Source organism: Rhodococcus sp. NPDC056960 (assembly GCF_042674125.1).
Lineage (GTDB): Bacteria > Actinomycetota > Actinomycetes > Mycobacteriales > Mycobacteriaceae > Rhodococcus_F.
In genome coordinates this window covers 1-25,802 of record NZ_JBHURF010000008.1, presented here as the reverse complement: position 1 = coordinate 25,802, position 25,802 = coordinate 1, and the positions used below count along the sequence as shown (strand labels likewise).

General features: G+C 64.7%; 27 protein-coding genes. 22 read left to right on the top strand and 5 right to left on the bottom strand.

Annotated features, from left to right (window positions below; genetic code table 11):
- Positions 1-14 precede the first annotated feature (14 nt).
- The 7 genes from ACFTWF_RS14155 (at position 15) to ACFTWF_RS14125 (ending at position 8,369) form a co-directional block, all read left to right on the top strand.
- Complete coding sequence (locus ACFTWF_RS14155) at positions 15-1,067, top strand: amidohydrolase family protein (protein WP_378461840.1); 1,053 nt, start codon at positions 15-17, stop codon at positions 1,065-1,067.
- A complete protein-coding gene (locus ACFTWF_RS14150) occupies positions 1,064-1,837 on the top strand; it encodes an iron-sulfur cluster assembly protein (RefSeq protein ID WP_378461839.1) in 774 nt (257 codons plus the stop codon). The genes ACFTWF_RS14155 and ACFTWF_RS14150 overlap by 4 nt, the downstream gene beginning before the upstream one ends.
- On the top strand, positions 1,834-2,859 hold the full coding sequence (locus ACFTWF_RS14145) for an NAD(P)-dependent alcohol dehydrogenase (RefSeq protein ID WP_378461838.1): 1,026 nt from the start codon (positions 1,834-1,836) through the stop codon (positions 2,857-2,859). The genes ACFTWF_RS14150 and ACFTWF_RS14145 overlap by 4 nt, the downstream gene beginning before the upstream one ends.
- Positions 2,860-2,905: 46 nt before the next feature.
- Positions 2,906-4,555, top strand: coding sequence for a chaperonin GroEL (gene groL / locus ACFTWF_RS14140; protein WP_378461837.1), 1,650 nt, complete (start codon positions 2,906-2,908; stop codon positions 4,553-4,555).
- Positions 4,556-4,625: 70 nt separating this feature from the next.
- Positions 4,626-4,961 (top strand): putative quinol monooxygenase, encoded by a 336-nt coding sequence (locus tag ACFTWF_RS14135; RefSeq protein WP_378461836.1) that lies wholly within the window; start codon positions 4,626-4,628, stop codon positions 4,959-4,961.
- Positions 4,958-6,328 (top strand): FAD-binding oxidoreductase, encoded by a 1,371-nt coding sequence (locus tag ACFTWF_RS14130; RefSeq protein WP_378461835.1) that lies wholly within the window; start codon positions 4,958-4,960, stop codon positions 6,326-6,328. Before ACFTWF_RS14135 ends, ACFTWF_RS14130 begins: the two co-directional genes overlap by 4 nt.
- A gap of 292 nt (positions 6,329-6,620) precedes the next feature.
- Positions 6,621-8,369, top strand: a complete 1,749-nt coding sequence (locus ACFTWF_RS14125) for a sigma-54-dependent Fis family transcriptional regulator (protein WP_378461834.1) — start codon at positions 6,621-6,623, stop codon at positions 8,367-8,369.
- Between the two features lie 510 nt (positions 8,370-8,879).
- On the opposite strand, the gene ACFTWF_RS14120 is transcribed toward ACFTWF_RS14125, so the two are convergent.
- The 5 genes from ACFTWF_RS14120 to ACFTWF_RS14100 all read right to left on the bottom strand — a co-directional run bounded on the left by ACFTWF_RS14120 (position 8,880) and on the right by ACFTWF_RS14100 (position 12,789).
- Positions 8,880-9,146: a ubiquinol-cytochrome c reductase iron-sulfur subunit gene (locus ACFTWF_RS14120; RefSeq protein WP_378461833.1), complete on the bottom strand. Its 267-nt coding sequence runs from the start codon at positions 9,144-9,146 to the stop codon at positions 8,880-8,882.
- 329 nt (positions 9,147-9,475) lie between these two features.
- A complete protein-coding gene (locus ACFTWF_RS14115) occupies positions 9,476-9,718 on the bottom strand; it encodes a hypothetical protein (RefSeq protein WP_378462095.1) in 243 nt (80 codons plus the stop codon).
- A gap of 404 nt (positions 9,719-10,122) precedes the next feature.
- Positions 10,123-10,377: a hypothetical protein gene (locus tag ACFTWF_RS14110; RefSeq protein WP_378461832.1), complete on the bottom strand. Its 255-nt coding sequence runs from the start codon at positions 10,375-10,377 to the stop codon at positions 10,123-10,125.
- Positions 10,378-10,609: 232 nt separating this feature from the next.
- Complete coding sequence (locus tag ACFTWF_RS14105; protein WP_378461831.1) at positions 10,610-11,638, bottom strand: acyl-CoA dehydrogenase family protein; 1,029 nt, start codon at positions 11,636-11,638, stop codon at positions 10,610-10,612.
- Positions 11,638-12,789: an acyl-CoA dehydrogenase family protein gene (locus ACFTWF_RS14100; RefSeq protein ID WP_378461830.1), complete on the bottom strand. Its 1,152-nt coding sequence runs from the start codon at positions 12,787-12,789 to the stop codon at positions 11,638-11,640. The genes ACFTWF_RS14105 and ACFTWF_RS14100 overlap by 1 nt, the downstream gene beginning before the upstream one ends.
- A gap of 323 nt (positions 12,790-13,112) precedes the next feature.
- On the opposite strand from ACFTWF_RS14100, the gene ACFTWF_RS14095 reads away from it, so the two are divergent.
- The 15 genes from ACFTWF_RS14095 (at position 13,113) to ACFTWF_RS14025 (ending at position 25,605) form a co-directional block, all read left to right on the top strand.
- Positions 13,113-13,565 carry a MaoC/PaaZ C-terminal domain-containing protein gene (locus ACFTWF_RS14095; RefSeq protein WP_378461829.1) on the top strand — a complete coding sequence of 151 codons (453 nt, stop codon included), beginning with the start codon at positions 13,113-13,115 and terminating at the stop codon, positions 13,563-13,565.
- Entirely contained in the window at positions 13,562-14,011 is a 450-nt protein-coding gene (locus ACFTWF_RS14090) for a hypothetical protein (protein WP_378461828.1), read from the top strand. Before ACFTWF_RS14095 ends, ACFTWF_RS14090 begins: the two co-directional genes overlap by 4 nt.
- A complete protein-coding gene (locus ACFTWF_RS14085) occupies positions 14,008-14,709 on the top strand; it encodes an SDR family oxidoreductase (RefSeq protein ID WP_378461827.1) in 702 nt (233 codons plus the stop codon). The genes ACFTWF_RS14090 and ACFTWF_RS14085 overlap by 4 nt, the downstream gene beginning before the upstream one ends.
- Before the next feature lie 197 nt (positions 14,710-14,906).
- A complete protein-coding gene (locus ACFTWF_RS14080; RefSeq protein ID WP_378461826.1) occupies positions 14,907-16,079 on the top strand; it encodes an LLM class flavin-dependent oxidoreductase in 1,173 nt (390 codons plus the stop codon).
- Positions 16,080-16,109: 30 nt separating this feature from the next.
- Positions 16,110-16,505: a RidA family protein gene (locus ACFTWF_RS14075; RefSeq protein ID WP_378461825.1), complete on the top strand. Its 396-nt coding sequence runs from the start codon at positions 16,110-16,112 to the stop codon at positions 16,503-16,505.
- 5 nt (positions 16,506-16,510) lie between these two features.
- On the top strand, positions 16,511-17,359 hold the full coding sequence (locus tag ACFTWF_RS14070) for an amidohydrolase family protein (protein ID WP_378461824.1): 849 nt from the start codon (positions 16,511-16,513) through the stop codon (positions 17,357-17,359).
- 63 nt (positions 17,360-17,422) lie between these two features.
- Positions 17,423-18,772 carry an MFS transporter gene (locus ACFTWF_RS14065; protein ID WP_378461823.1) on the top strand — a complete coding sequence of 450 codons (1,350 nt, stop codon included), beginning with the start codon at positions 17,423-17,425 and terminating at the stop codon, positions 18,770-18,772.
- A 40-nt stretch (positions 18,773-18,812) separates the two neighbouring features.
- Positions 18,813-19,208: a RidA family protein gene (locus ACFTWF_RS14060; RefSeq protein WP_378461822.1), complete on the top strand. Its 396-nt coding sequence runs from the start codon at positions 18,813-18,815 to the stop codon at positions 19,206-19,208.
- 71 nt (positions 19,209-19,279) lie between these two features.
- On the top strand, positions 19,280-20,062 hold the full coding sequence (locus tag ACFTWF_RS14055) for an enoyl-CoA hydratase-related protein (protein WP_378461821.1): 783 nt from the start codon (positions 19,280-19,282) through the stop codon (positions 20,060-20,062).
- 9 nt (positions 20,063-20,071) lie between these two features.
- The gene (locus tag ACFTWF_RS14050) at positions 20,072-20,566 is read left to right on the top strand and encodes a flavin reductase family protein (RefSeq protein WP_378461820.1); all 495 of its coding nucleotides are present in this window, start codon (positions 20,072-20,074) and stop codon (positions 20,564-20,566) included.
- A 35-nt stretch (positions 20,567-20,601) separates the two neighbouring features.
- Complete coding sequence (locus ACFTWF_RS14045; RefSeq protein ID WP_378461819.1) at positions 20,602-21,129, top strand: NADPH-dependent FMN reductase; 528 nt, start codon at positions 20,602-20,604, stop codon at positions 21,127-21,129.
- 55 nt (positions 21,130-21,184) lie between these two features.
- Entirely contained in the window at positions 21,185-21,514 is a 330-nt protein-coding gene (locus ACFTWF_RS14040) for a carboxymuconolactone decarboxylase family protein (protein ID WP_378461818.1), read from the top strand.
- Positions 21,515-21,668: 154 nt separating this feature from the next.
- Complete coding sequence (locus ACFTWF_RS14035; RefSeq protein ID WP_378461817.1) at positions 21,669-22,337, top strand: TetR family transcriptional regulator; 669 nt, start codon at positions 21,669-21,671, stop codon at positions 22,335-22,337.
- A 496-nt stretch (positions 22,338-22,833) separates the two neighbouring features.
- Complete coding sequence (locus ACFTWF_RS14030; RefSeq protein WP_378461816.1) at positions 22,834-24,354, top strand: GMC family oxidoreductase; 1,521 nt, start codon at positions 22,834-22,836, stop codon at positions 24,352-24,354.
- 129 nt (positions 24,355-24,483) lie between these two features.
- Complete coding sequence (locus tag ACFTWF_RS14025) at positions 24,484-25,605, top strand: LLM class flavin-dependent oxidoreductase (protein ID WP_378461815.1); 1,122 nt, start codon at positions 24,484-24,486, stop codon at positions 25,603-25,605.
- Positions 25,606-25,802 lie beyond the last annotated feature (197 nt).

Below are 25,802 nucleotides of genomic sequence, written 5' to 3'. Positions count from 1 at the left end.
CAAGCGAGGACGCGATGTATCAGAAGGACGGTCAGAAGTACTTCATCGTCGATGGGCACGTGCACATCTGGGACGGCCGCGAGTCGAACCAGAAGAACGTCCACGGCAAACAGTTCATCGACTGCTTCTACGACTACCACAGGAATCTCAGCCCCGAAGAGGTCGTGTGGGACTACGACACCTACACGTACTACGGCAGCGAGCGCTTCGAGCGCGACCTCTTCGTGGACGGATACGTCGACCACGCGATCTTCCAGGCCACCCTGCTCAGCGACTTCTACCACAACGGATTCGGGCAAACCGACGAAGCACTCGCCCTGGTCGCGAAGAACCCCGGCAAGCTCACCTACAACCACGCATACGACCCCCGCCACGAAGAAGCCGGCCTCGAACAGCTTCGCAAGGACGCGGCCGAAATGAACCTGCAGGGTGTCAAGCTCTACACGGCCGAATGGCACGGCGACTCCCGCGGCTACAAACTCGACGACCCGTGGTCGCGGCGCTACCTCGAAGAGTGCATCACGCTCGGAATCAAGAACATTCACGTCCACAAGGGGCCGACGATCCGTCCCCTCGACCGCGACGCCTTCGATGTTTCCGACGTCGACAAGGTCGCCACCGACTACCTGGACCTGAACTTCGTCGTCGAACACGTGGGCCTGCCGCGACTCGAGGACTTCTGCTGGATCGCCACCCAGGAGTCGAACGTGTACGGCGGGCTGGCCGTGGCGCTGCCGTTCATCCACACCCGGCCACGGTATTTCGCGCAGATCATCGGCGAACTGCTCTACTGGATCGGCGAGGACAAGATCCTGTTCGGCAGCGACTACGCGCTGTGGACCCCGAAGTGGCTGATCGAGCAATTCGTCGACTTCCAGATCCCCGAGGACATGCAGACCGAGTACGCCCCGATCACCGTGGAGCAGAAGCAGAAGATTCTCGGCCTCAACGCGGCAGCGCTGTACGACATCGACGTTCCCGCGGATCTGCAACTGGCCGAGCCTGCCGGGCAGCGCGGAGTCGACGTCGCGGCCGGGGCGCGGGAACCGGAAACCGTGTCGTCATGACCACGCTCGCCGTCGATGGAATCGACCCCGCGACGCCGTCCTGCACCGAGCAGGACGTACTGATGGCCCTGTCTACGGTCACCGATCCCGAGTTGGACGAGCCGATCACCGATCTCGGCTTCGTCCGCTCGGTCACCCTCGACGACGACGGCGTCACGGTCCACCTGCGGCTGCCCACCGCCTTCTGCTCGCCGAACTTCGCCTACCTCATGGCGTCCGACGCCCTCGACGCACTGCGCCTGATCGAGGACCTCGGTGAGGTGCGGGTGCTGCTCGACGATCATCACGACAGCGACAAGATCAACGCCGGCCTCGCGGCCGACGCCGGCTACGTCGGAACGTTCGGCTCCGAAGCGGAAGACAGCCTGCTCGAATTGCGCCGAACGTTCCTGTCCAAGGCGCATGCCGCGGCGATGGAACGGTGCGTCGAGGCGCACCTGAAGACCACCGACCTGGGGGTGAACGAGATCTACCGGCTCACCCTCAGCGACCTGGCCCCCGGAAAGTACAAGGCTGCGCTGCTGCGCCGCCGGATCGGCATTGGTTTGAGCATCTGCCCCGCCAGCCGGGTGTTCGTCGACGACGACGGCAAACGCATCCCTCCGGACGCCGTGCCCATGCGGCTGCGTTTCGCCAAATCGGTGCGGATCTCGATGGAAGGCAACGCCCACTTCTGCCGCGGCCTGCTCGCCACCCGCTACGCCGACAGCGAATCCGTCGGCACCACACCGCGAATCACCGATCTCAGAACACTCAGGAGCCCCCGATGAAAGCCGTGCAGGTCGTCGGATACCACACCAAGCTGCAGCTCACCGACATCCCCGAACCCACGATCGAGGGTCCGCTCGACGTCATCGTCCGCATCGGCGGGGCCGGGGTGTGCCGCACCGATCTGCACATCCTCGAAGGGCAGTGGGAAGAAAAGTCGGGCGTCGCGCTGCCGTACACGATCGGCCACGAGAACGCCGGCTGGGTTCACGCCGTCGGGGATGCGGTCACCAACGTCGCGGTCGGCGACAAGGTGATCCTGCACCCGCTCATCACGTGCGGACTCTGCCGGGCCTGCCGATCCGGTGACGACGTGCACTGCGAGAACAGCCAGTTCCCCGGCATCGACGTCAACGGCGGCTACGCCGAATACCTGCGCACCACCGCCCGCAGCGTCGTGAAGATCGACGACTCACTCGAACCGGCCGACGTCGCGGCCCTCGCCGACGCCGGTCTGACGGCGTACCACGCCGTGGCGAAGGCCGCGAACACGACCCGGCCCGGCGACGTCTGCGTGGTGATCGGTGCCGGCGGACTCGGCCACATCGGCATCCAGGTGCTCAAGGCGGTCTCCGGGGTCACCGTCGTCGTGCTCGACCGGAATCCGGCCGCGGTCGAACTCGCGGTGAAGATCGGCGCCGATCACGGCATCGTCGCCGACGGCACCCACATCCAGCAGGTGCTCGACCTGACCGGCGGGCACGGCGCCGAAGCCGTGGTCGACTTCGTCGGTGAGGGCGGCGCGACCCGGGAAGGGATCGCGATGCTGCGCCGCGCCGGCAATTACTACGTGGTCGGCTACGGCGAGAACATCGACGTCCCGACCATCGATGTGATCTCCACCGAGATCAATTTCATCGGAAACCTCGTCGGCTCCTACAACGATCTCCAGGAGCTGATGACCCTTGCCGCCCAGGGCAAGGTCACGTTGCACACGACCCGGTACCGGCTCGAGGACTTCCAGCAGGCCCTCGACGATCTCGACGCCGGACGCGTGCGCGGCCGGGCGATCCTCGTCCCGTAACACGCCGCAAACTCCGCTCGAGACAAGTACGAAAGGAACACCTGCCATGGCCAAGGAGCTGCGGTACAACACGGACGCCCGAGCCCGCCTCGAACACGGTGTCAACGCCCTCGCCGACGCGGTCAAAGTCACTCTCGGCCCCAAGGGGCGCAACGCCGTCCTCGAGAAACTGACCGGACCGCCGACGATCACCAACGACGGCGTGACCATCGCCCGCGAGATCCAACTCCGCGAGCCCTTCGCCAACATGGGGGCCCAGTTGGTCAAGGAGGTGGCGATGAAGACCAACGGCGTGGTCGGCGACGGCACCACCACCGCGACCGTGCTCGCGCAGGCGATGGTCCGCGAGGGGCTGCGCTCTGTCGAGGCCGGCGCCAACCCCATGCGGGTGCGCCGCGGCATCGAACGCGCCGTGTCCGTGGTCGTCGACTCGCTCCGCGAGCAGGCCTCCCAGATCGGGGGACAGAGCGACCTGCAACGCATCGCGACGCTCGCCGCCAGCGACGACGACGTGATCGGGCACGCCATCTCCCAGGCCGTCGACTACGTCGGCAAGTCCGGGGTCGTCACCACCGAGGAAAGCGACACCCTCGGGTTGTCCGTCGACATCGTCGACGGGATCGAATTCGACCACGGCTACATCTCCGGCTACATGGTCACCGACCCCGAGCGGATGGAAGCGGTACACGCGAACCCGCTGATCCTGTTGACCAACAAGAAGATCACCCAGGTGCAGGACGTCATGCCGAGCATCGAGGTGGCCAAGCGCGCCGACCGGCCGCTGGTCGTGTTGGCCGAAGAGGTCGACGGACCGGCGCTGCAACTGCTCGTCGGCGGCAACATGCACAAGACGATGCAGTCGGTGGTCGTCCGGGCACCCGGTTTCGGGCACCGACGGGTCGCCGAGCTCGAAGACCTGGCAGTGGCGCTGGGTGGGCATGTGATCGCCAAGGACACCGGTATCGAATTGTCGGAGGTGACGATCGAGCATCTCGGTTCGTGTGATCGCATCACCGTCACCGAGAACGAGACCACGATCGTCGGCGGCCACGGGGAGCAGCGACTGCTCGACGCCCGCATCGCGCAGCTCGAATCCCAGCTCGAGCGCGCCAAGATCGAAGCCGACCAGGAGAGCCTCGAGCTGCGCATCGCCCGGCTCACCGGACGGGTCGCCGTGATCCGGGTCGGCGGCGCCACCAGCGTCGAGCTCAAGGAGCGGATGCTGCGCGTCGAGGACGCGCTGGCCGCCACCCGCGCCGCGGTGGAGGCGGGCATCGTCTCCGGCGGCGGTACCGCGCTGGCGCAATCGCACCGGGCTCTCGCCGGTCTCGATCTGGCCGGGGACGAGGCCATCGGGTGTGACGTGGTGCGGCGGGCACTCGCCGAACCGCTGCGCTGGATCGCGATCAATGCCGGATTCGACGGCGACGAGGTCGTCGAGGTGGTCGCCGGTCTGCCACTCGGGCACGGGTTCAACGCGCTCACCGGGGAATACGGCGACATGTTCGACGACGGCGTGATCGACCCGTTCAAGGTCACCCGTGCTGCACTCGAAAGCGCGGCATCGATTGCCGCACTGCTGATCACCACCGAAACCGCAGTGGTCGAGGAGGTTGTCGGCAACCCCGGCGCCATCATGGCACCCGGCTTCGGCGATCTCGCCGAAGGCATGGTCCGCCCGTCGAACATCTACTGACAAGGCCGGTGGGTCATCGGCCGCGCCGGTCCGGCGAGGCCGATGACCCACTTCGACACAGGGAGTCATCGTGATCTTCATCGTGGTGAAGTTCAAGGTCCTCGACCGGCACCAGGAGAACTGGCTGGTCACTACCGAGGAATTTACCGACGCAACCCGATCGGAACCCGGAAATCTCTGGTTCGAGTGGCACCGGAGCGCGGCCGACCCGGCGGAGTACGTGCTGATCGAGGCGTTCCGCGACGGACAGGCCGGCTCCGACCACGTCAACGCCGACCACTTCCGGAAGGGACTGGACGCGATGCGCCCGGCCCTGAGTGAGACACCCCGGATCATCCACACCGAAATACCGGGGGAGGACTGGTCGCGCATGGGTGAACTGGAAGTCGTGCAGGACAAGGCATGACCGTCGTGACGGCCGGTCCCATCGCGGAACTGACGGCATCGCTGGGTGACGCCGTCGTCACCGACAGCGACACGATGATCGCCTACACCCGTGACCAGTCGCTGCTCTCGCCGTCGGGTCGACCGCTCGCCGTGGTGCGCGCCAGAACCGTCGACCACGTCGTCGAAACGATGAAAGTTGCTCACCGTCATGCAATTCCGGTCGTCACCCGAGGTGCGGGAACCGGCCTTGCCGGTGGCGCCAACGCGATCGACGGCTGCATCGTGCTCAGCACCGAGAAACTCGACCGGGTCCTCGAGATCGACGAGCAGACGCGCACCGCCACCGTCGAGTGCGGGGTCGTCAACGGCGACCTCGCCGCCGCGGCCTCGCAGCGCGGACTCTGGTACGTCCCCGACCCCGGAAGTCGCGCCGTCTCCACGATCGGCGGGAATCTGGCCACCAACGCCGGCGGAGCCTGCTGCGCGAAATACGGCGTCACCGGCGACCACGTCGCCCGCATCAAAGCCGTGCTCGCCGACGGCCGCGTCATCCACACCGGGGCGGCCACGCGCAAGAACGTCGCGGGACTGAACCTCACCCAACTCCTGGTCGGGTCCGAGGGCACCCTCGCCGTGATCGTCGAGGCGACGATGCGACTGCGCAGGAAGCCGAACCGCATCGCCACCCTCGTCGCATCCTTCGGCGACCCGGCTCACGCCGTCGACGCGGTGATCGCCCTCCAGGCGGTCGCCGATCCGAGTCTCGTCGAACTCATGGACCAGACCACCATCACCGCCGTCAACGATATGACCCGCATGGGCCTCGACGAGACGGCCGGTGCGCTGCTGCTCATCCAGTGCGACGGCGACACAGCCGCAGCGGAGGCCGACCGCTGCGCGCAGGAGTGCCGCCGCGCCGCCGCCACCGAAATCCATGTGACCACGGATCCGGTCGAGAGCGACGGTCTGCTGCAGGCCCGCCGCGTCGCCCTGACCGCCCTCGAACGCCGCGGCAGCACCCTCCTCGACGACCTGGCCGTACCCGTCCCACGACTGCCGCACATGCTCGATGCCATCGCCCGGATCGCCGACCGCCACCATCTGATCATCGGCACCTTCGGGCACGCCGCCGACGGAAATCTCCACCCCACCATCGTGTTCGACGCAGCAGACTCCGACGCCGCCGAGCGCGCCCACCGCGCCTTCGACGAGATGGTGACTCGATGCCTGGCCTTCGGCGGATCGATCACCGGAGAGCACGGCGTCGGTGAGCTCAAGCGACGCTACCTCGACACCATGGTCGGTTCGGTTGAACGAGCACTGATGAATCGCATCAAGACCGCTTTCGACCCCGCCGGGATACTGAACCCCGGGCGTGCGATATGACCGGGATAACGAATCAGCGCCAACGGACCCGCTGGAGCATCGAGCCCCGCCCGCGTCCGGTCGAGAGTGATCTCACCGAGACGGACCTCATCCGCGTCGTCGAGGCGCTCACCGGTATCCGGCCACAGTCCGTCGCCCGAGACACCCCTACACCGAGCGAACCAACCATCCGGTCTGGTTGAGTTGACCGGCGAGTCGCGTGTGCGGCAGGTGTCTCAAACTGAGACCCGTCTCACAATGCGACGACGTACGCTCACTACGTAACCGTAAGAAGAACGGGGCGTAAACGATCATGGCCGCCAAGGATCTGCAGAAGGCTCGGGAGCGCTTCCTCGTCGAACACGACCTCGACGGTTCTGTTCGACAGGACATCTCCTATTCGTGGCAGCGTTCGAAGACTCTCAACGTACAGCCTGATCGACTCGACCTTCCCTATGTCCGAGAACCGAACATGGACTCACCTCTCGTCGCCGCCGCGGCGCCCGTGCTGAAGCAGCTCGCTGACGGACTGGTCGACGAGCCCGTCAGCGTGATCCTGACGTCCGCCGATGGAGTCGTACTCACCCGGATCAGCTCCAGCCGTCGACTCAACCAAGCACTCGACGACGTCTCCCTGGCGCCCGGCTACAGCTACTCGGAGGAGTTCGCCGGCACCAACGGCATCGGTACTGCTCTCGAGACCCGTCAGCCCGCTCTCATCTCCGGCGCCGAACACTACGCCGACTGTCTCGGGCAATTGGCATGTGCCGGTGTCCCTATCGCCCATCCCATTTCCGGCGCGCTCGTCGGCGCCCTCGATCTCACCGGGTGGGTGGAGGATGGCGGGCCGTTGCTGGCCACTCTGGCGAAGTCGGCCACCGCCCAGATCGAAGGCCGCCTCCTCGCCCAGGCCAGCGAAGACCAAACCGCATTGCTCAATGCATACCTGAAGACCTGCCGTCGCTCCCCGCAATCCGGTGTCCTCGCTCTCGGGGACGACGTCGTTCTCCTCAACCGGCGACTGCGCCAAGTCCTCGATGCTCAGGACCAGGCCGCACTGATCGAGCACGCCATCGATTTGATCTCTTCGCCGACCATGCACCGTCACATCGTCGCCCTGCCCAGCGGGCAGCCGGCGCGCATGTCGGCGGTGGACGGCTTCGGTCCGAGGGTGCCCCGGCAGACGGCACTGTTCCACGTGCATCTTCTCGACGTCACCGCGGCGGCGATCCCGGCCATCGAGACCGCCACCATGCTGCCCGGTCTCGCGGGCGGCAGCGCGTCGTGGCGCCGCAGTTGCCAGCAGATCGCGCGCTGCGCTCGTCAGCAACAATGGGTGACAGTGTCCGGGGAACCCGGGAGCGGCCGCGGGGCCGTACTCAAATCCGTAGCTGTTCAACATATCCCGATACGAACTCGTATCTTCACCTCGGCGGAACTCGCGAACGACAGCGCATCGATGTCCGAGCTCGAGCACGAACTCGATCAGGACCGATTCAGTGTGATCCTCCGCGACGTCGATCTTCTCGACGAGCAGCACCAGCAAACTGTCGCCGATCTGATTCAAGGGCGTGAGCACGCGGGCTGGATCGGTGCGACCATCAGTAGCACCGGGCAGAACACCGACATCGGCACCCTGGTATTGCCGCACTTCAGTCACACCGTTCCCGTGCCGGCGCTGCGTCACCGTATCGAGGACCTTCACGACCTGGTGCCCCATCTGCTACGCCAACTCAGCCGGGGCGCGGAGCTGTCCCTCTCGCCTGCGGCGATGCGCCAACTGTGCAAGTACAGCTGGCCCGGAAATGTCGCTGAACTTCGGTTGGTTCTCCACGAGGTGGTGAAGCTGCAGCGGTCCGGGATCGTGGAGGTCGAGCAGCTGCCACCGATGTGCCGGGCGCTGAGCCGCCACGCCCTGACGCAGATCGAAGCGCTGGAACGTGACGCCATCGTGCGAAGTCTCGAAGAAAACCACGGCAACAAGAAGGCGGCGGCAACTGCCCTCGGCATCTCCCGTGCCACGATCTACCGGAAGATCAAAGAGTTCGGAATCGTTGCCTAGATCCGAGCCGGGTGCACGTGTCTGGAAATGAGACATCTTGCACGGCAGCGACTTACGCGCGTAGGGCGTCGTATCCACTACCGTCCTGATTCCAGCGGAGGTGGTGCGAGTAATTCCAGGTCGATCAGGCGGACGGTCCGTGGCCTCGAGACGCGATTTTCGCTGCGTGGGTGGTTCGCGCGGGGTGGCCAGTGTCGGAAATCTCTGCGCGACACAGCTTGGGCCACGGGTTCTGATTGGCGGCCGCCGAGTCCACCGCTTGATCGTGGGCCACCTGTCATCAGATGCTGGGCGCCGATCCGCACACCGACGGGTGATCTGCCGCGAGCTGGGCGGTCTCGACTGAACGCCGCGAGCGTTCCGGCATGGCTGCGCCCGTGCGGAGTCCCGGAGTCGAGACGGGGGCCGCGGATGACCGGGGGTGGCGGTGGTTGTGCGGCCGGCGAGCTGGGCGGTGGGTGAAGCGAGGTGCGTGGTCCACGGGCCGCAGGCCCGGAGCTGTCACACACCTCAGCCGATCACGACCGAGTCACCCTGAACGGAGACGCTTCGTGGGGCGAGCGGAACCGACGCCGGACCGGTGTGCACAGATCCGTCGAGATTGAACCTGCTGCCGTGGCACGGGCAATTGATGGTGCCGCCGGTGACGTCGGAAACGGTGCACCCCAGGTGCGTGCATGTCGACGAGAACCCGCGGAAGTCACCGCCGCTGGGCTGTGTGACGACAACATCGCCGAGCACCGCGCCGCCACCGACGGGAACGTTGCCGATTGGCACGGTTGCACTCGCGGGCTTCACAAATGGGCCCGCGCTGGTGCCGGGCGCAGACGACGCGCGAGTTCTGCTGAACAGTGCGCTGCCAGCGGCCAAGACGGTTGCTGCAATGCCGATACCGGCGATAACGGTACGGCGCGGAAGTGCTATCTGGTCGATCCGCAGGCCTTGCTCGCGGTCATGTTCGTCGGATTGCATGTCAGGTAGCTCCCTCGTTTGGGCTGGGGTCGATAGCGGTCCGCTCGTTAGTTACAACGAGGGACACGAACGACTGGTTCAAACGCGTCACACCGGACAGACCGTGCCGGCGTCGGCGAATGCTGAGCACCCGTTCACCCTGCGCGGTCGGTTCGCCCGGTGGGAGGCATCGTCCCTCTATACGTCTGGTGAGGCACTGTCTCGGTCCGAGGCCGTTCAGAGTCCCGGGGTGTGCTGGTGGTGTCCAGGATCGCGGCGGCAAGGTCTGCCGCGGTGGGCGGCGCCGGGCGCACGTCGTCGAGGAGGGCTCGGTGTGTGGTGTAGGTGCTGACGGCGAGCGGCGAGTCGAGACCGCGGAGGGCGTATTCGACGACGATGTCGTCCCGGTCGGAGGCGAGGAGAATTCCGATGGTGGTGCCGTCTCCGTGTGTTCAGGTTCGGCGTGGCCGCTCTTCAGATCGAAGACGCTGATCGTCGCCCCCCGCGAGGTGAGGACGTGGGGAACGGGGGCATTTGCGCAGCAAGCTGCCGCTTTAAACGATGCGAGGGCATTCGGCGGAAGGCAGGAGTTCGGTCGAGAGCAGCAGCGATGCGGCACATTCCCAACTGATCGAACGCTGCTGGGACGTCACGGGTAGAGCGCTCGCAATCACCTACTGAAGGTCACCGCAATCGAGGCCTGTCACCAAGGCGGCGAGATGATCGAGCAGGCCTGACAAGGGATCCGCCGACCCATCGCCATCGAGGCGCCAGAATTTCTGAGCAGGGGATTGTCTGCTGCTCAGGCCGGTGAGCTACCTCGCGTTGTGGGTGCTCCCCACTGACGGCGCGGATAGACGGAAGAAAGCGCACGGACGAGGTGTGGGTCGCAGCGCGCATCCTGGACTGCTGCCCATAGCCTGTCGACGAACTGGTGCTCGGTGATTCCGAAGGTCTGGAAGACCAGTTCTGCTGGCACGCCGCCGTAGGGAATCCACGTCCGAGCGAGGGTGATGAGCTCGCGCGCTTCGCGGGGAATATCCTGACCGTCACTCATGGCGCGTCTCCCCTTGTGTATCCGCCACCGTCTCGCATGTCGATACTGTCAGGGGCGTGGCCCGGTCTACTGGGCTCAGGTGAGGTTGTCGGACTCGTCATCTCAGCCCAGAACTCGAACTCCCGCGCGGGCACGCGAGTGTGTGCGAGAACGCGGAATACTGCCGTAATGCCCTGCGTAATAGCGTGTGTCATAGCACCCTCCGTAATCTGTCGGTCAACGGCGCCAGTGATCATGCGGTCACGAGGGACCACAGGTTCTGGCGACCTGCCGTGATCGCTGTGGTGGTGAGCATGTTGTTCCAGTGGTGGAGGGAGCCGAATTCGGAGCGCCACGCGAGGGCAGGTTGGGTGAACTCGTGCAGGCGATGCTCGCGAGTGGTGCCGATCGCCCCGTGCACCTGGTGGGCATTACGGACGACGGTGGACACCGCGTGACCTACGCAGGAGCGGGCAGCAGCGACAAGGACGTCGAGGTTTGTCGCGGCCCAATCGGTGTGGACGGCTTCGATCAGAGCGGCTTCGGTGGCGGCCCGGGCGAGTGCGGCTTCGGCGGCGATGTCGGCGACGAGGTTCTGAACGGATTGAAACTTCGCGAGGGGCCGCCCGAACTGGATGCGTTCGGTGGCGTGAGTGATCGACAGATCGAGGATGCGATCGAGGGCGGCGCATGTCTGCACGGCCCGGATCAGTGCGCCGCGCAGGCGTAGCTGGTCGACGACCCCACCCGCTACCGGGGTGCCGATCAGGGAGGTGCTGTCGATGGTGACGGTGTCCCGGGGTTCGCCGGCAAGGTTGGCCCCCGGCGTGACGGTGAGCATGCTCGTCTCGATATCGGCAACGACGTATGTGTCCGTGTTGCGCCAGACCGTGACAATGCTGTCGGATTGGGCAGCCCAGGGCACCCCGTGGGCAGTTCCGGTGTGATCGAGCACGCAGACGGTGCGGCGGGCGTCGTCGACGGGAAGTCCGGCCATATCGAGTAGCCAGCCGGCGAGCAGGTCGTGTTCGGCCAGAGGGGTTCGGATGCCGTTCGCTGCGGCAGCGCGGAGCAGTTCCGCGGCTTCGAGCCATCCGGCGCCGCTGCCGCCGGACTTCTCCGGTCCGGTGAGGCGGGTCAGGCCCAGATCGGTGAGATGCGCCCACAGCGAGGTGTCCCAGGTTGCGATGCCGGTGTCAGGTTCGTTCTGTTCGCGGTGGGCGGCGAAGACCGCGGACATCATGTCGACGAGATCCGGGTCGACGGTGGTCGGTGTTGTCATCAGCGCATCCCCATTCCCCGCGCGATCACGCCGCGCAGAACTTCGTTGGTGCCGCCGCGAAGGGTGAATCCAGGACGTTGGGCGGCGGCGTCGTCGATCATTGCCCGGTACTGGGTGTGGGTTGGACCGGTGTCACCGGTGACGACATCGGCGAAATCGGCGATGTCGCCTTCGGCGGTGGTTCCGAGAACTTTCACGACAGCCGCGGCGACGTCGGCGGGTTCGTGGCGTCCGAGGGCTCCGGCGACCGCGGTAGACATCTGGTGCAGGCCCATTGTTCGGGCTAGGTAGCGGCCCAGGTCGGGGTGTCGGGGTACTGCCCCGGTCCGCATCTGTTCGGCGGTGTCGGCGAGGAGGGGGAATGTGGACAGGAAGCGTTCGGGGCCGCTGCGTTCGAAGCTCAGTTCCGAGGTGACCTGTTGCCAGCCGTTGCCGAGGGTGCCGAAGACCATGTCGTCGGCGACGAAGACGTCGTCGAGGATGACTTCGTTGAAGTGGTGCCCGCCGTGCATCGAGATGATCGGCCGGATGTCGACACGGGGCGACCGCAGGTCGACGATGAACTGGCTCAGTCCGTCGTGTCGATGCGCCGGATCGAGGGGAATCGTGCGGGCGAGGCAGATGAAGGCATGGGCGTGGTGGGCGCCGGACGTCCAGACCTTGGTGCCGCTGAGGACCCACCCGTCGTCGACGCGGGTGGCCTTGGTGCGGACGCTGGCGAGGTCGGATCCGGAGTCGGGTTCACTCATGCCGATGGCGAAGTAGCAGTCGCCCCGGGCGATCTCCGGTAGATACTTCCGTTTCTGAAACTCGGTGCCGTACGCGAGAAGCGACGGTGCGATCTGGCGGTCGGCGATCCAGTGCGCGGCGACCGGTGCGCCTGCGGCGAGCAGTTCCTCGGTGACGACGAAACGTTCGAGGTGGCTGCGACCGCGGCCACCGTACTCGATCGGGATCGTCATGCCGACCCATCCGCGGTCGGCGAGTGCGCGCGAGAAGTCCTCGTTCCAGCCGGTGAGCCAGCTGTCGATCCGCGGAGTGATGCGCCCGTCGGCGAACTGGTCGTCGACGAATTGCCGGACTTCGGCGCGCAAGTCGTCCATTTCGTGTGGGTCCGACGCTATGGGCGGAACCAGTCGCGGATCTCTCATAAGAGAATCCCTTCGATTGTGGCTGAGTCGGGTCTCGGGTTTTGCGTCGACGGTGAATCCTCGGTGCCGGCGTGTGGTTCTGCAAACCGGTTGGAATGTTGATCGACGTTGACCGTCGCATGACTTGATTTACGCACTATGACAAAAGTGAGCGAAATACGCAATGCTGGTAGCAAATTCAGCGCTGAAACCGAGATCTGCAGTCGAGCCCAGGTTTGGTTGCTTGACGTACCGACCGGGCGGTACTAAGTTTCGGTGATCGGCAGCCGCTCGGCAAACTGCTTCGAGTTGGAGTTCCGCAACAAATTCTTGAAAGGTGTCCCATGGCCGGACTGTGGTTCGACGACGTGGAAATCGGAATGACGTTCGAGACTCCGCGTCGCACTGTGACGGAGGCGGACGTGGTCAACTTCGCCGGTGTGTCCGGTGATTTTCATACGCTGCACACCGATGCGCAGACCATGCGCGAGAGTCAGTTCGGTGAACGGATCGCTCACGGAGCGCTTGTTCTGTCGATCGTGACAGGCCTTCGGGGCCGGCTGGGAATCTTCGACGACACCCTGGTGGCGTTCGCGGAGATTCGGCGCTGGCGATTCGTTCGTCCGGTTCTCATCGGCGACACGATTCGCGCGGCCAACGAGATCGTGGAGCTGACTCCCACGTCGAAGCCCGACCGTGGCGTCATGGTCCAGCACGTGCAGGTTCTCAATCAGCACGACGTCGTCGTACAAGAAGGAGAGATGGTGGCATTGGTGAAGCGGGAGGCGAAGGTATGAGGATCCGCGCGGACGATCCGCAACTCGCGGAGGTGTTGACCGGCGCTGGCCCCGCGGGAGAAGACCCCGGCGACGGTCTCGTATTCGTCGCACGGACCGGTCTTTGCGAATGGGCGGAGACCGAGAACGAACTGGCCCACGCGTTCGAAATGACCCGCGAGACAGCTGCTGCTGGTGGTGCAGTGGTCTACGTCGTGCGCTCGTCCGCACTGCTGGGACGTACCGAACCGCTCGACGCGGCTGTCGCAGCCGGCCTGCTCAGCGGCGCACGCGCACTCGCGCTCGAGCGCCGAAGGCACAAAGGCTACTCGACGGTCGTCGCCGTGGCCGACGGCGTGGAACCGAAGTCGGTTGCCGATGCGGTGGATCTCCTCGTGGCCACTCGCGGGGCCAACGGTCAACCCTTCGTACTCGGCGAGGAACACTTAGGAGCAGCTCTGCCATGAAGATTGCAGTGGTCACGGGCGCGGCCCGGGGTATCGGCTTCGAAATTGCCCGGCGTCTGACGAAGGACGGGTATCGCCTCGTCCTGGTAGACGTGGATCCGAGGGTCGTGGACAGCGCAGCATCGATCGATGCCACGCCGGTGAAAGCCGACATCGCCGATCCGGAGGGCCGTGCGCAGATTCGTTGCGCAATACGGTCCGAGGAGGGGCAGCCGGCCTTGCTGGTAAACAACGCCGGTATCACGCGCGACGCTCTGATCGGTGACATGACCGAATCGGATTTCCGACTCGTCAATCGAATCAACCTGGGCGCGACCTTCGAGTTGACGTCCGAACTGGCCGACGAGATCGTCGATGGTGGCGCGGTGGTCAATATCAGCTCACGCGCATACCTCGGCAACGTCGGCCAGTTCAACTACGCCATCTCCAAGGGTGGCGTTGTCGGTCTGACCCGGTCACTGGCATTGGTCCACGCGCCTCGCCTGCGCGTCAACGCCGTGGCACCGGGCTTCATCGCCACCGACATGACGGACGCGGTGCCCGCGAGGGTGCGTGACCGCATCATCTCGCGCATTCCGCTAAAACGCCCGGGCAGGCCCATTGATATCGCCGAGGCCGTCGCCTGGTTGGGATCTGACCAGGCGGAATATGTCACGGGACAGGTATTGCCGTGCTGCGGAGGTCGCAGTCATGGCTGAAGGCGGCCATGGCAAACACGTAGTGCACAGGTAGTGGATAGGTAGTTTCCCGCTGGCACCGGGGCTGGCCCGCGGGGATCCTCGTGTGATGGTCGTCGCGGAAGGGCGCGGTGTGACGTCAGCCCTCGAAACTGGTTGAAGGAACGACGGTCGATCTCGTCGGGAAGCGGCGGTCGGCCGCAGAGACTTGGAGTGAAATGAAACTGGATTTGCTGTATGCGTTGACGAATCGTTCGGGTGAGTTGTCCTGGCATGAGGTGCTGGAGGCGACGCGGCGGCATGCTGTGATGGCGGATGGGCTCGGGTATGACCGTATTTGGTTGGGGGAGCATCACTTCGATGTGGATGGTACGGATGCGAGTCCGAATCCGATCATGCTGGCGACGGACCTGGCCGCGCGGACGAGCCGGATCCGGTTCGGGATGGCGGCGGTGTCGCTGACTCTGTGGCATCCGTTGAGGGTGGCGGAGGATCTCGCGATCTTGGACCATTTCAGTGACGGTCGCCTCGATGTGGCGTTCGGTCGGGGAATTCTGCCGATCGAGGTGATGAACCTCAATCCGGAGGCGAATCGCTGGAACGGCAGCGGGGACAGTTACGGGATCTTCGACGAAAACCTGGCGATCGTGAAGGGGATCTGGACCGATCGCCAGTTCAGTTGGCGGGGTCCGCGGTACACGTTCCCGGAGCCGGGCACGAAGTTCATCCACTCGCCCGGTGCGCCCGATCCGGAAGGCTGGGTCGGCGAAGACGGCGTGCTTCACGCGTTCGGGATCACTCCGCAGCCGTACCAGCAGCCGATGCCGCCGCTGTTCGCGGTGACCGAGACCGTGGAGGGATTCCGGCGCGCCGCGCGCAACGGTATGAAGCCGATCACCTGGTATCCCACCGGGCAGGTTCTCCACAACCTCTGCGGGCTCTACCGCGACGAGCGGGCCGCGGTCACCGGTGTCACCCCGCCGCTCGGCGAGGACGTCGCGGTACTGCGTATGGCCTACGTCGCGGACACGGACGAGGAGGCGCGTCGCATCGCGGAGCCGGCGGTGGTGGAGTTCTTCGAGTTCATCTGCCGGGTTCGGGGTATCGGGGTGTTTCTCGATGCGGACGAGGACCCGAACGATCCCAAGTACAAGGAGATGGCTCCGTGGGATCTGATGTTCGATCGGGATCACCTGTTCATCGGTTCGCCGGACACCGTGCTCGAGAAGATGACGCGGATGTCGAAGTCGCACGGCATCGGGAACTGGCTGCTGCAGATGGGTGTGCCGGGCATCGCGCACGAGGACGTCGACAGATCCCTGAAGCTGTTCGCCGCGGAGTGCATGCCCGCGCTCCGCAGCCTCGATTCCACGGCTGTCGCCGCGAACTGACCTACCCCTCATCTCACCGAAGGAACAACAATGACGCAATACCTCAACCCAGGCGATCTTCCTTACCCGCGGTTCGGCATGAATCCGGGTGTGGCGACCCAGGACTATGTGTTCTGCGGTGGCATGGCGCTGGATCTGGAGACGCTCGCTCGTAAGCCGGAGGCCGACACCATCGCGAACGAGGCGAAGATCGCGCTCGGGGAAATTCGGGGGATCCTCGAGGCTGCCGGCTGCACGCTCGGGGATGTTGTGAAGACGACTTGTTATCTGGCCGACGATGCGTATCGCAAGGAGTTCTGGACCGCGTACACCGAGGTCTTCGGGGACGGCCCGTATCCGGCGCGCACCACGCTCGTCGTGGGCATCGCCGGCGATTGCCGCGTCGAGATCGACGCCGTCGCGATCCGACCACGGAACCACGGGTAGCCACGATGCCCGACCGCCCGTTCGCCGACTGGCACACGCACATCTACCTGCCCGAACACCTCGGTCCGGTATGGACCGACCGAGGAACCGAACTTGTCGGCCGACCAGGCTTCGGCCCCGCGGACCTCGCCGAGCACACCCGAGTGATGGCGGAGTCCGGTGTCGACCGGTTCCTGGTCCTCGGCCTGCAAGTAGCACGGATCGGAATGAAGGTGCCGAACGACTACGTCGGCGAGTACCTCGACGCGAACCGCGGACGTGCGATCGGAGTCGGCAGCGTCGACCCGACGCAGCCCGGCGCGGCGGACGAACTTCGCCGCGCGGTGCGCGAGTACGGCCTCCACGGGGTGAAACTCTCGCCGCCGTATCAAGGTTTCCATCCGCACTGCGACGAGGCCTACGAGGTCTATCGTGCTGCGGCTGATCTCGGTATCTTCCTGATGTTCCACCAGGCGAGCGTGTTCGCGCCCGACGGGTGCAACGAATACGCGTACCCGATGTTCCTCGACAAGGTCGCACGCGAATTCCGGGACACGAACATCCTTGTCGCCCACTTCGGGAAGCCGTGGATGAACGAGACGGTCGAACTGATGATGAAGAACCGCAACGTCTTCGCCGACGTGTCGACGCTCCCGGTGAAGACCTGGCAGCTGTACAACGGGCTCCAACTCGCCATCGAGGGCCATGTCACCGACCGTCTGGTGTTCGGCTCCGACTTCCCGTCATTCTGCCCGAAAGAGGCCGCCGATCAGTTCTTGGCGATCTCGGAACTCGACATGCCACTCCCGATCCCACACGACGTGGTCGAAGACATCCTCTACAACCGGCCGCTCGACATCATCCTCACGAAATAGCCCCCACTCAGCGGGCTGATGTGATCACCAACGATCCACCCCACCCCGAATCCGGAGACCGCAATGAGTACTCTCGACGGCACTTCCTCCCCCAGGGCGACTACGGAAAGGCGCAACGACGATCCTGTTCGCCAACGGCGCCGCGTCTATATCGCCAGTGCGATCGGCAGCACGATCGAATACTACGACTTCCTCATCTACGCGACCGCCGCGAGCTTGGTCTTTGCCCCGGTGTTCTTTGCGGGATCATCGCCCGCGGTGGCGCTCATCGCCTCGTTCGGCACCCTCGCGGTCGGGTACCTCGCCCGCCCGCTCGGAGGAATCATCTTCGGCCACTTCGGCGACCGGATCGGGAGGAAATCCTCGCTCATCTGGACGCTGAGCATCATGGGTGTGGCAACCGTATCGATCGGATTGCTGCCGACGCCCGACAAGATCGGCGTGCTCGCCCCGATCCTACTCGTGGCGCTCCGTCTCGTTCAGGGCATCGCAGTGGGCGGTGAATGGGGCGGCGCCGTCTTGATGGCTGTCGAACACGCGAACACGAAGTCTCGCGGTTTCTACGGCAGCGCAACCCAGATGGGCGCCTCGGCAGGACTCCTACTGTCCTTCGCGGCCTTCGCAGCGCTCGGCTCGCTCTCCGAGGAGCAGTTCCTGTCCTGGGGTTGGCGTCTTCCCTTCCTCGTGACGGTCGTCCTCGTCGGAATCGGCATGTACATCAGGCTCGGCGTGCACGAGAGCCCGGTCCTGCTGGCCGAGAAGAGGGAGGAGCGCACCGAAGAGGAGCCGCGCCGCGCGCCGCTGCTCGCGCTACTTCGGGGCCGCCCGGGTCGCGTGCTGCTCGGAATCGGCGTATACGCCGGACCGTTCATGGCGTACGCCGTGGCAACTTCTCTGCTGGTGACTTACGCACACAAGGACTTCGGGATCCCGCGCCAGACCTTGCTCAACGCGATGATGATCGGCACGGCGGGCATGCTCCTCACCGTACCGTTGTTCGCGTGGCTGTCCGACCGATACGGCCGGCGACCGGTCTACGTCACCGCAGCCCTGCTCACGGCGATCCACGCCTTCGCGATGTTCCCCTTGGTGACGTCGGGAAGTTTCCCGCTGATACTGCTCTCGTACGTCATCAGTATGACCGTGCTCAACGCGGCTGCGAACGGCCCGGTACCCGCACTGCTCGCGGAGCTGTTCCCGACGGCGTCCCGCTACACCGGCGTATCCCTGTGCTACCAATTTGCCGGAATGATCGGTGGCGGCCTCGGCCCGCTCCTCGCTGCAACCTTCATCGCGCCCGGAGGCCCGGGCAGCATCGCGGTTTCCGTGATGATCTCCGCGCTGTGCATCGTGGCCGCGCTTTCCGTCGGCGCACTCGGTGAGACCCGGACCGTCGATTTACGCAATGCGTGATGACCGCAACCAGACCGTACAAACGAAAGACGAGGTAGACATGATCGACTACTTGAATCCCGCAGAACTGGGAAATTTCAGCCCGCAGGGCCTGTCGTCCGGTACCGCGACCGACGTGTTCGTCTACGCCGCTGGCCTGGCGATCGACCCCGAGACGATGGCGAGGCGTACGGAGGCGGAATCGATCGCCGACGAGACCCGGATCTGCCTCGAGAACGTCGCCAGGATCTTGGCGGACGCAGGCCTCACACTGCGAGACATCGTCAAGACCACCTGCTACCTGCAGGACGAGGCATATCGATTCGAGTTCCTCGATGCATACAAGGACGCCTTCGGCGAGGGACCGTACCCGGCACGGTCGACGTTCGTCCTCGGTATCGCCTCGAACCTGCGTGTTCAGATCGAAGCCGTCGCGGTACGTCCCGACGCACGTTGAGTCGGTAACGAACGCCGACGGTCGGACCACGTTCGTGGGCGTCGACCGGAACCTCGCAGAAGGACTGGGAAATGACAGAATTCGACAAGATCCGCATCGAGCGCCACGACAGCGGCGTCCGGTTACTCGTGCTCGACGACCCGGAAAAGCGGAACGCCATCGGCCCCGCCATGCGCGTCCAGCTACTCGACGCGGCGGACCAGCTATCCACCGACACCGAATCGCGGTGCCTGGTGGTGACCGGATCCGGGACCTCATTCTGTGCCGGGGCGGATCTCATGGCGATCTTCGGCGTGAACGGCGCGACCCCGTCGAGCATGCGGGACCGTCAACTGTCGTACTACGAGAGCTTCCTGTGGCTGCGGGCGCTTCCATACCCCACGATTGCCGCGGTCAACGGACACGCCATCGGTGCCGGACTGAATCTCGCATTGGCATGCGACATCACCATCGCCGGACCGAACGCCAGATTCGGCGCCACCTTCGCGAAGCTGGGTCTACATCCGGGAGGCGGATGTACCTTCTTTTTGACGCAGAGGATGGGGCGGGGCGGCGCACTGCGCACGGCTCTCCTCGGCCGCACGCTCGACGGCAGGCAAGCACACAAAGAAGGACTCGCAGACGTCTACGTCGACGACCCGCTCGAGGAAGCACTCACTCTCGCAGAAGCAATCGCCCATCTGCATCCGTCGCTCGCTCGCGACATGAAACAAGCCGTGAATCTCGCCGCCGAGAACTCCTTCGACGTGACGGTGGGATTCGAGTCCTGGGCACAAGCAGCCAGTGCGTACAACCCCGGTGTCCAGGACGCGATTCGCGCCGCCGGCCGCACCACGTCAGCCCGATCCAGCTAGGAGAGAACAATGATCGACCTGGGCAAGTTCAAGCACATCATGGCGTACGCACCGGGCCCCGCCACAGTCGTCACTGCCACCGGTGACGACGGAAGGCACCAGGGTCTGACGATGTCCGCGGTGTGCTCAGTCTCCCTGGATCCCCCGCTCGTCCTGGCGTGCCTCGACCACGGGTCGAACACCCTGCAGGCGGTGCGTTCGTCGGGATCCTTCACCGTCAACTACATCGCCCACGGCCACGAGAGCGTCGCGCTGGCCTTCGCGGTCAAGTCTGACTCGAAGTTCGACGGACATGCATGGTCGGCCCCGGAGGGCGGACTGGGCGGGCCGGTGCTCGCGGAGAACACCGCGGCGTTCGCAGTGTGCCGGGTCGAGCAGATGGTCGAGGCCGGCGATCACACGATCGTGGTCGGTGCCGTGGTCGACGGGGGAGTGCGCGAGGACTGCCATGCATTGGCCTATGCACGCCGGGAATTCTTCACGGCCGTCGGATCGCAGGTATGAGCGGATACTCGTTGGCGAGAGATCGCGGAGAGCCGATGGTGCGCAGCGAAATCGCAATCGGGATTCTGGTCGGAAACCCGCGGCCGGGTTCGCGCACGGCAACCGTCGCAGCGGAGGTGGGCCGTCAAGTTGCAGATGCGGTCGGAGGTAGGGTCGGCCCTGTGGTCGATCTGGCGATCCACGGCGGAGACATTCTGGACCCCGACTCCGCGACCGTGCAACGGGACATGGAGCTCGTCAGCGGAGTCGACACCCTCATCGTGGTCTCGCCGACCTACAAGGCGACCTATACGGGCCTCCTCAAGGCGTTCTTCGACCGTTTCGGCTCCGTCTCACTCGACGGCGTCACCGCGGTGCCTGTCATGGTGGGCGGTGCCCCACACCATGCGATGGCCGGCGAGGTCCACCTCCGACCGCTGCTGGTCGAACTGGGTGCCGTCGTGCCCACTCGGAGTCTCTACGTCGTGGACTCCGAACTCGACCACCTCACGGACACGGTCAGCACCTGGCTGTCCAGAGAAGGTGCCTCGCTGACGAACACACTGCGCACTGCGCCGGCGTAAATGAACACCGGGACACCCGAGTCGCCGCGGCCCCAAGTATTCCGAAGGAGCAATCATGTCCGATTTGCCCGGCCCTGCCCGACGGGCCCTCGGTTCGTTCGCTCCGAAGCTGGCCGAACTCACCGACGACACCTTGTTCGGCGACATCTGGAAACGCCATGAACTGACACCTCGAGACCGAAGCCTCATCACTGTCGCTGCCTTGGTCGCCCTCTACCGTACCGACCAGCTGCCCTTCCATCTGAGGACGGCACTCGACAACGGCCTCACCGTCGAAGAACTCGTGGAAGTCGCCACTCACCTCGCGTTCTACTCCGGCTGGCCCACCGCGATGACGGCGGTCCAGATCCTTCAGGACCTCCCCGGCTCCGAATTCTCTCGTTAAGTTCGCCGACCGGACAGCATGCCGACTGGTACGAATGTATGCTTGATCGGTCTGCCGACGAGCCGTGGGTGTACCGGACGTGCCGTAGCATTGCGGCTACCGCCTCCACGCAGCGTGTTCAAAGTGGACGGCGTACTCGGCGATGGATGGTGGGATGAACAGCCAGGGAGGAAGTTTCGTGGCGAGGCCGAAGGTTTCGAGTGGCAAGGCAGGCGGCCGCAGGGTTCGCGACCCCGAGGGGGCTCGGCGTGCCCTGCTCGAGAACGCGGTCGAGCTGTTCGAGCGGAACGGATACGCGGCAACGTCTGTCCAGAGCATCGTCGATGCGGCGGAGCTGACCAAGGGCGCCTTCTATCACCATTTCGAGAGCAAAGAAGACCTGCTCTATCGCGTGCACGACGAGTTCATCAACTATCAGCTCGGGCGTGCGCGCAATGTCATGGCGGACAAGGAACAGAGTCCGGATCAGATCCTGCGACGACTGATCATCGAGGCGCTACTCGAACCGATGTCGATCTACAAGGCGGAGATCACGGTGTTCATGCAGGAACGGAAGTTCCTGCCCTCTGATGTCTTCGCCGAGATCGAGCAGAAGCGAGGCGAGTTCGAGCGCATCTTCGTCGACGTGATCGAGCGCGGCATGCAGGAGGGTGTGTTCCGGAAGAAGGGCCCGGCACGACTTGTGGCATTCGGGATCATCGGCATGGGGGCGTGGACACACGTCTGGCTCGACCTGAAGGGCTCGGTCACCCCCCGCGAAATCGGCACCATCTACGCAGACATCCTTATCGACGGACTGATCGAGCGACCAGCGGACGCCTGAGCTGCACTCTTCGACCATCCGGCCTCCACGAATATCCCTTCGTGGAGGCCGCACTCGTTAGCGCCCACCGTGGTGCAGCGGATTCGCGGTGCCTGGGTGAACCGCGGTCGCAGCGGTATCGTCGCGATCTCTTGACCTCCAGAGGCGTGGTGCGGTAGCGTCATCTCACAACGTTACGTACCGCCCGGTTAGTATGTAAGAGAATCCGAGCTTCGTCTATCCGTAGCCGGCGGCACGCTTCCCGGCTAAAGGCGCTTCTCCGTTTGTCGAGAAACCTCACGCACCGGATGCGCTCCAGCCTGAATCAGTGACTCCAGGCGGCTGTTCCCAGAGATGGCCGAGATCCGCACTCCGATCACGCGAGCGATGAGAACCCCTCTATCCGTACGACATTGAGGATGAGACCATGCCAGCAGAACTACTCGTTGAAATACCCAGCGCGAGTACCGTGACGGCGGGCGCGGCGCAGCCGGTCGGGGTCGGGCGGTAGAGCGACATGGACACCTACGACTACATCGTCGTCGGCGGCGGAACCGCCGGGTGCGTCCTTGCTGCGCGACTCACCGAGGATCCCGAGGTCCGGGTCCTGCTCCTGGAAGCCGGCGGCTCCGAGCGCCGACCGGACATCGAGAACCCAGGTGCATGGCCGAGTTTGGCGGGCGGCGAGCTGGATTGGAACTATTCGACGATTCCACAGAAGGTTCTCGGGCGGGCGGTCCCCGCGACCCGCGGCAAGGTCCTCGGCGGCTCGGGCTCGATCAACGTCATGGCGCACCTGCGGGGACACCGAGTCGACTACGACTCCTGGGCCGCGGAGGGCGCTGAGGGTTGGGACTACGATTCGGTATTGCCCTACTTCATGCGCTCCGAGGACGTTCCCGACGGAGACCCCCGATTCCGGGGTCGGGGCGGACCACTGGCACCGCGGCCGATCGACTCGCCCCACCCGTTGTCACTCGCCCACGTCGAGGCCGCGCGGCAGGCGCAACACGCCATTGCGGCAGACCTCAACAGTGGCGAATTACTCGGGGCAGCGTGTCATGAGCTGCTGATCAGCGGGAATCGGCGACAGAGCACCGCGAGCGCCTACCTCAGGCCGGTGCTGGGCCGGACGAACCTGACAGTTCGCACCGGGGCGAACTGTCGACGCCTCGTCATCGTGGGCGGTCGATGTCATGGAGTGGAATACACCTGGGACGGTGGTCCGATCCGGAAAGCGGCGGCCGGCGAGGTGGTCTTGTGCGCTGGTGCAGTCGATTCCGTTCGGCTGCTGCTGCATTCGGGTGTCGGACCGGTCCGGGACCTCGAGTCGGTCGGCGTGCAACCGGTGATCTATTCGCCGGAGGTCGGCCTGAACCTGCAGGACCATGTCCTGCTGGCGGGAGTCCGGATCCGAGCGGATCGACAGCTGCCCCCACCGAGTGGCAACTACGCCGAGTCGACGCTGTTCGCGACGACGAACCCGTCTCAGACCCGGCCGGAGCTGCAAATCGTTCAGATCCAGGTGGACTACCACACGCCCTGGCAACGGCCGGCCGAGAACAGTTTCACCTTCGGGATCGGGCACATGCGCCCGCGAAGCCGCGGGAGCATTCGCCTGGCGTCTTCCGACCCGGAATCGCCGTTGCTGATCGATCCGAGATACCTCAGCGACGCGTATGACATCGAACAGCTCATCGCCGGAATCGAGGTGGTGAACACGCTCGTCCAGACGAATGCATTCGACGAATGGGGTGGTATTTCCAACGTACCCCGACTACTTCGTCTCGACCGCCCGGAGTTGGAGAAGGCGATACACGACAGCGTCAGTAGCTTCTTTCACCTTTCGGGAACCTGTCGCATGGGCACTGATGCGACGGCGGTGGTCGATCCGCACCTTCGAGTGCGCGGCGTCGACGGGTTGCGCGTCGCAGATGCGTCGGTCATGCCGAGCATCGTCTCGTGCAACACGAATGCCGCAACCGTGATGATCGCTGAGAAGGCCGCGGATCTGCTGTGCGGCAGATCCGCGGGGTGATTCCGGGCGCTGTCCCGCGAATCAACCTGATTCGAGGTGATCTACCTCTGGCGCCCGGAGGCTTCGGCCGTCACACTACGTACCGACTGGTCGGTATAATCAATCGAACTACTCGACGAAGGAGGAGAGATGCACACCGGCATCACTCTCGTATTTCAGAACATCGACGGAAACGTCTCCGACGCAGAGACCTACCGCAACGAGCTGGATCTCGCGTTGCGGGCGGAGTCCGCCGGATTTGATTCGGTATGGACGCCTGAACATCACTTCACTGCCTACGGAATGACTCCCGATGTCCCGCAGTTCCTCTCGTGGCTTGCGGCCAAGACGTCCACGGTCAAGCTGGGGACAATGGTGTCGGTTCTTCCCTGGCAGGACCCGGTTCGGACTGCCGAGAACTTCATCTTGCTCGACCATCTCTCGGGCGGCCGCTCGATGCTCGGCATCGGTCGAGGGCTCGGCCGGGTGGAGTTCGACGGCTTCCGGGTGGAGATGGGCAAGTCCCGCAGGCTCTTCGCGGAGTATGCCGAAGCGATCCTGAACGGTCTCGAGTCCGGCGTCATCGAGGCCGACGGCGAACTGTACAAACAGCCGGCCATGGACCTGCGCCCCGCGCCGTATGCGTCGTTCCGCGGTCGCACCTTCGCATCAGCGGTGTCTCCGCAATCAATCGACCTCATGGCAAGTCTACAGGTCGGGCTGATGGTCATCGCGCAGAAACCCTGGGACAAAGCCGAAGCCGAGATGCGCGACTACCGTGCCCGATACCTCGAGATCGACGGCGAGGAGCCGGCAAAGCCGATCATCTGCGTCTTCGTCGGAGTAGGAGAGACAGAAGCCGAGGCCCGGCAGATGCGAGATGTCTACCTCCGGCGATACGCCGAGTCGACCGTCGAGCACTACGAATTCGACAACGTCGGCTTCGCGAAGATCGAGGGCTACGAGTACTACGCCGGGCTGAGCCGCAACATCGAGAAGCACGGAGTCGACGGCTTCTGCGACTTCCTCGCCGATCTCCAGGTGTGGGGAACGCCGGATCAGGTCGTCGACCGGATCCTCGAGTATGTCGATCGGCTGGACGCGGGCGGGGTCCTGATCGCACCGTCCTTCGGCGGCATGCCACCGGAAGTGTCATCGCGAAACTTCGAATTGCTCGCCTCCGAGGTACTTCCGCGCCTCAAGGCACACGATGTGGGCGGCGAACTCGGTGTTACCTACGGTGTCGACCGAGCGCTGACGCCGACGTCATAGCACCCATCGGCATCTCGGGGCCGAACCATTCATACGTGTTCGTCGAATCGGCGGCATGGCAGAGAGCTAGTTGAGTAGTGAGGGATCGAAAGTGACTGTGGTTGATGTGGATTTGACGGCTGTGTGTTTGATTGGTGGTCGGTGGGTGCCGGGTTCGGGGGTGGATGCCATTGAGGTGTTCAATCCTGCTACGGGGC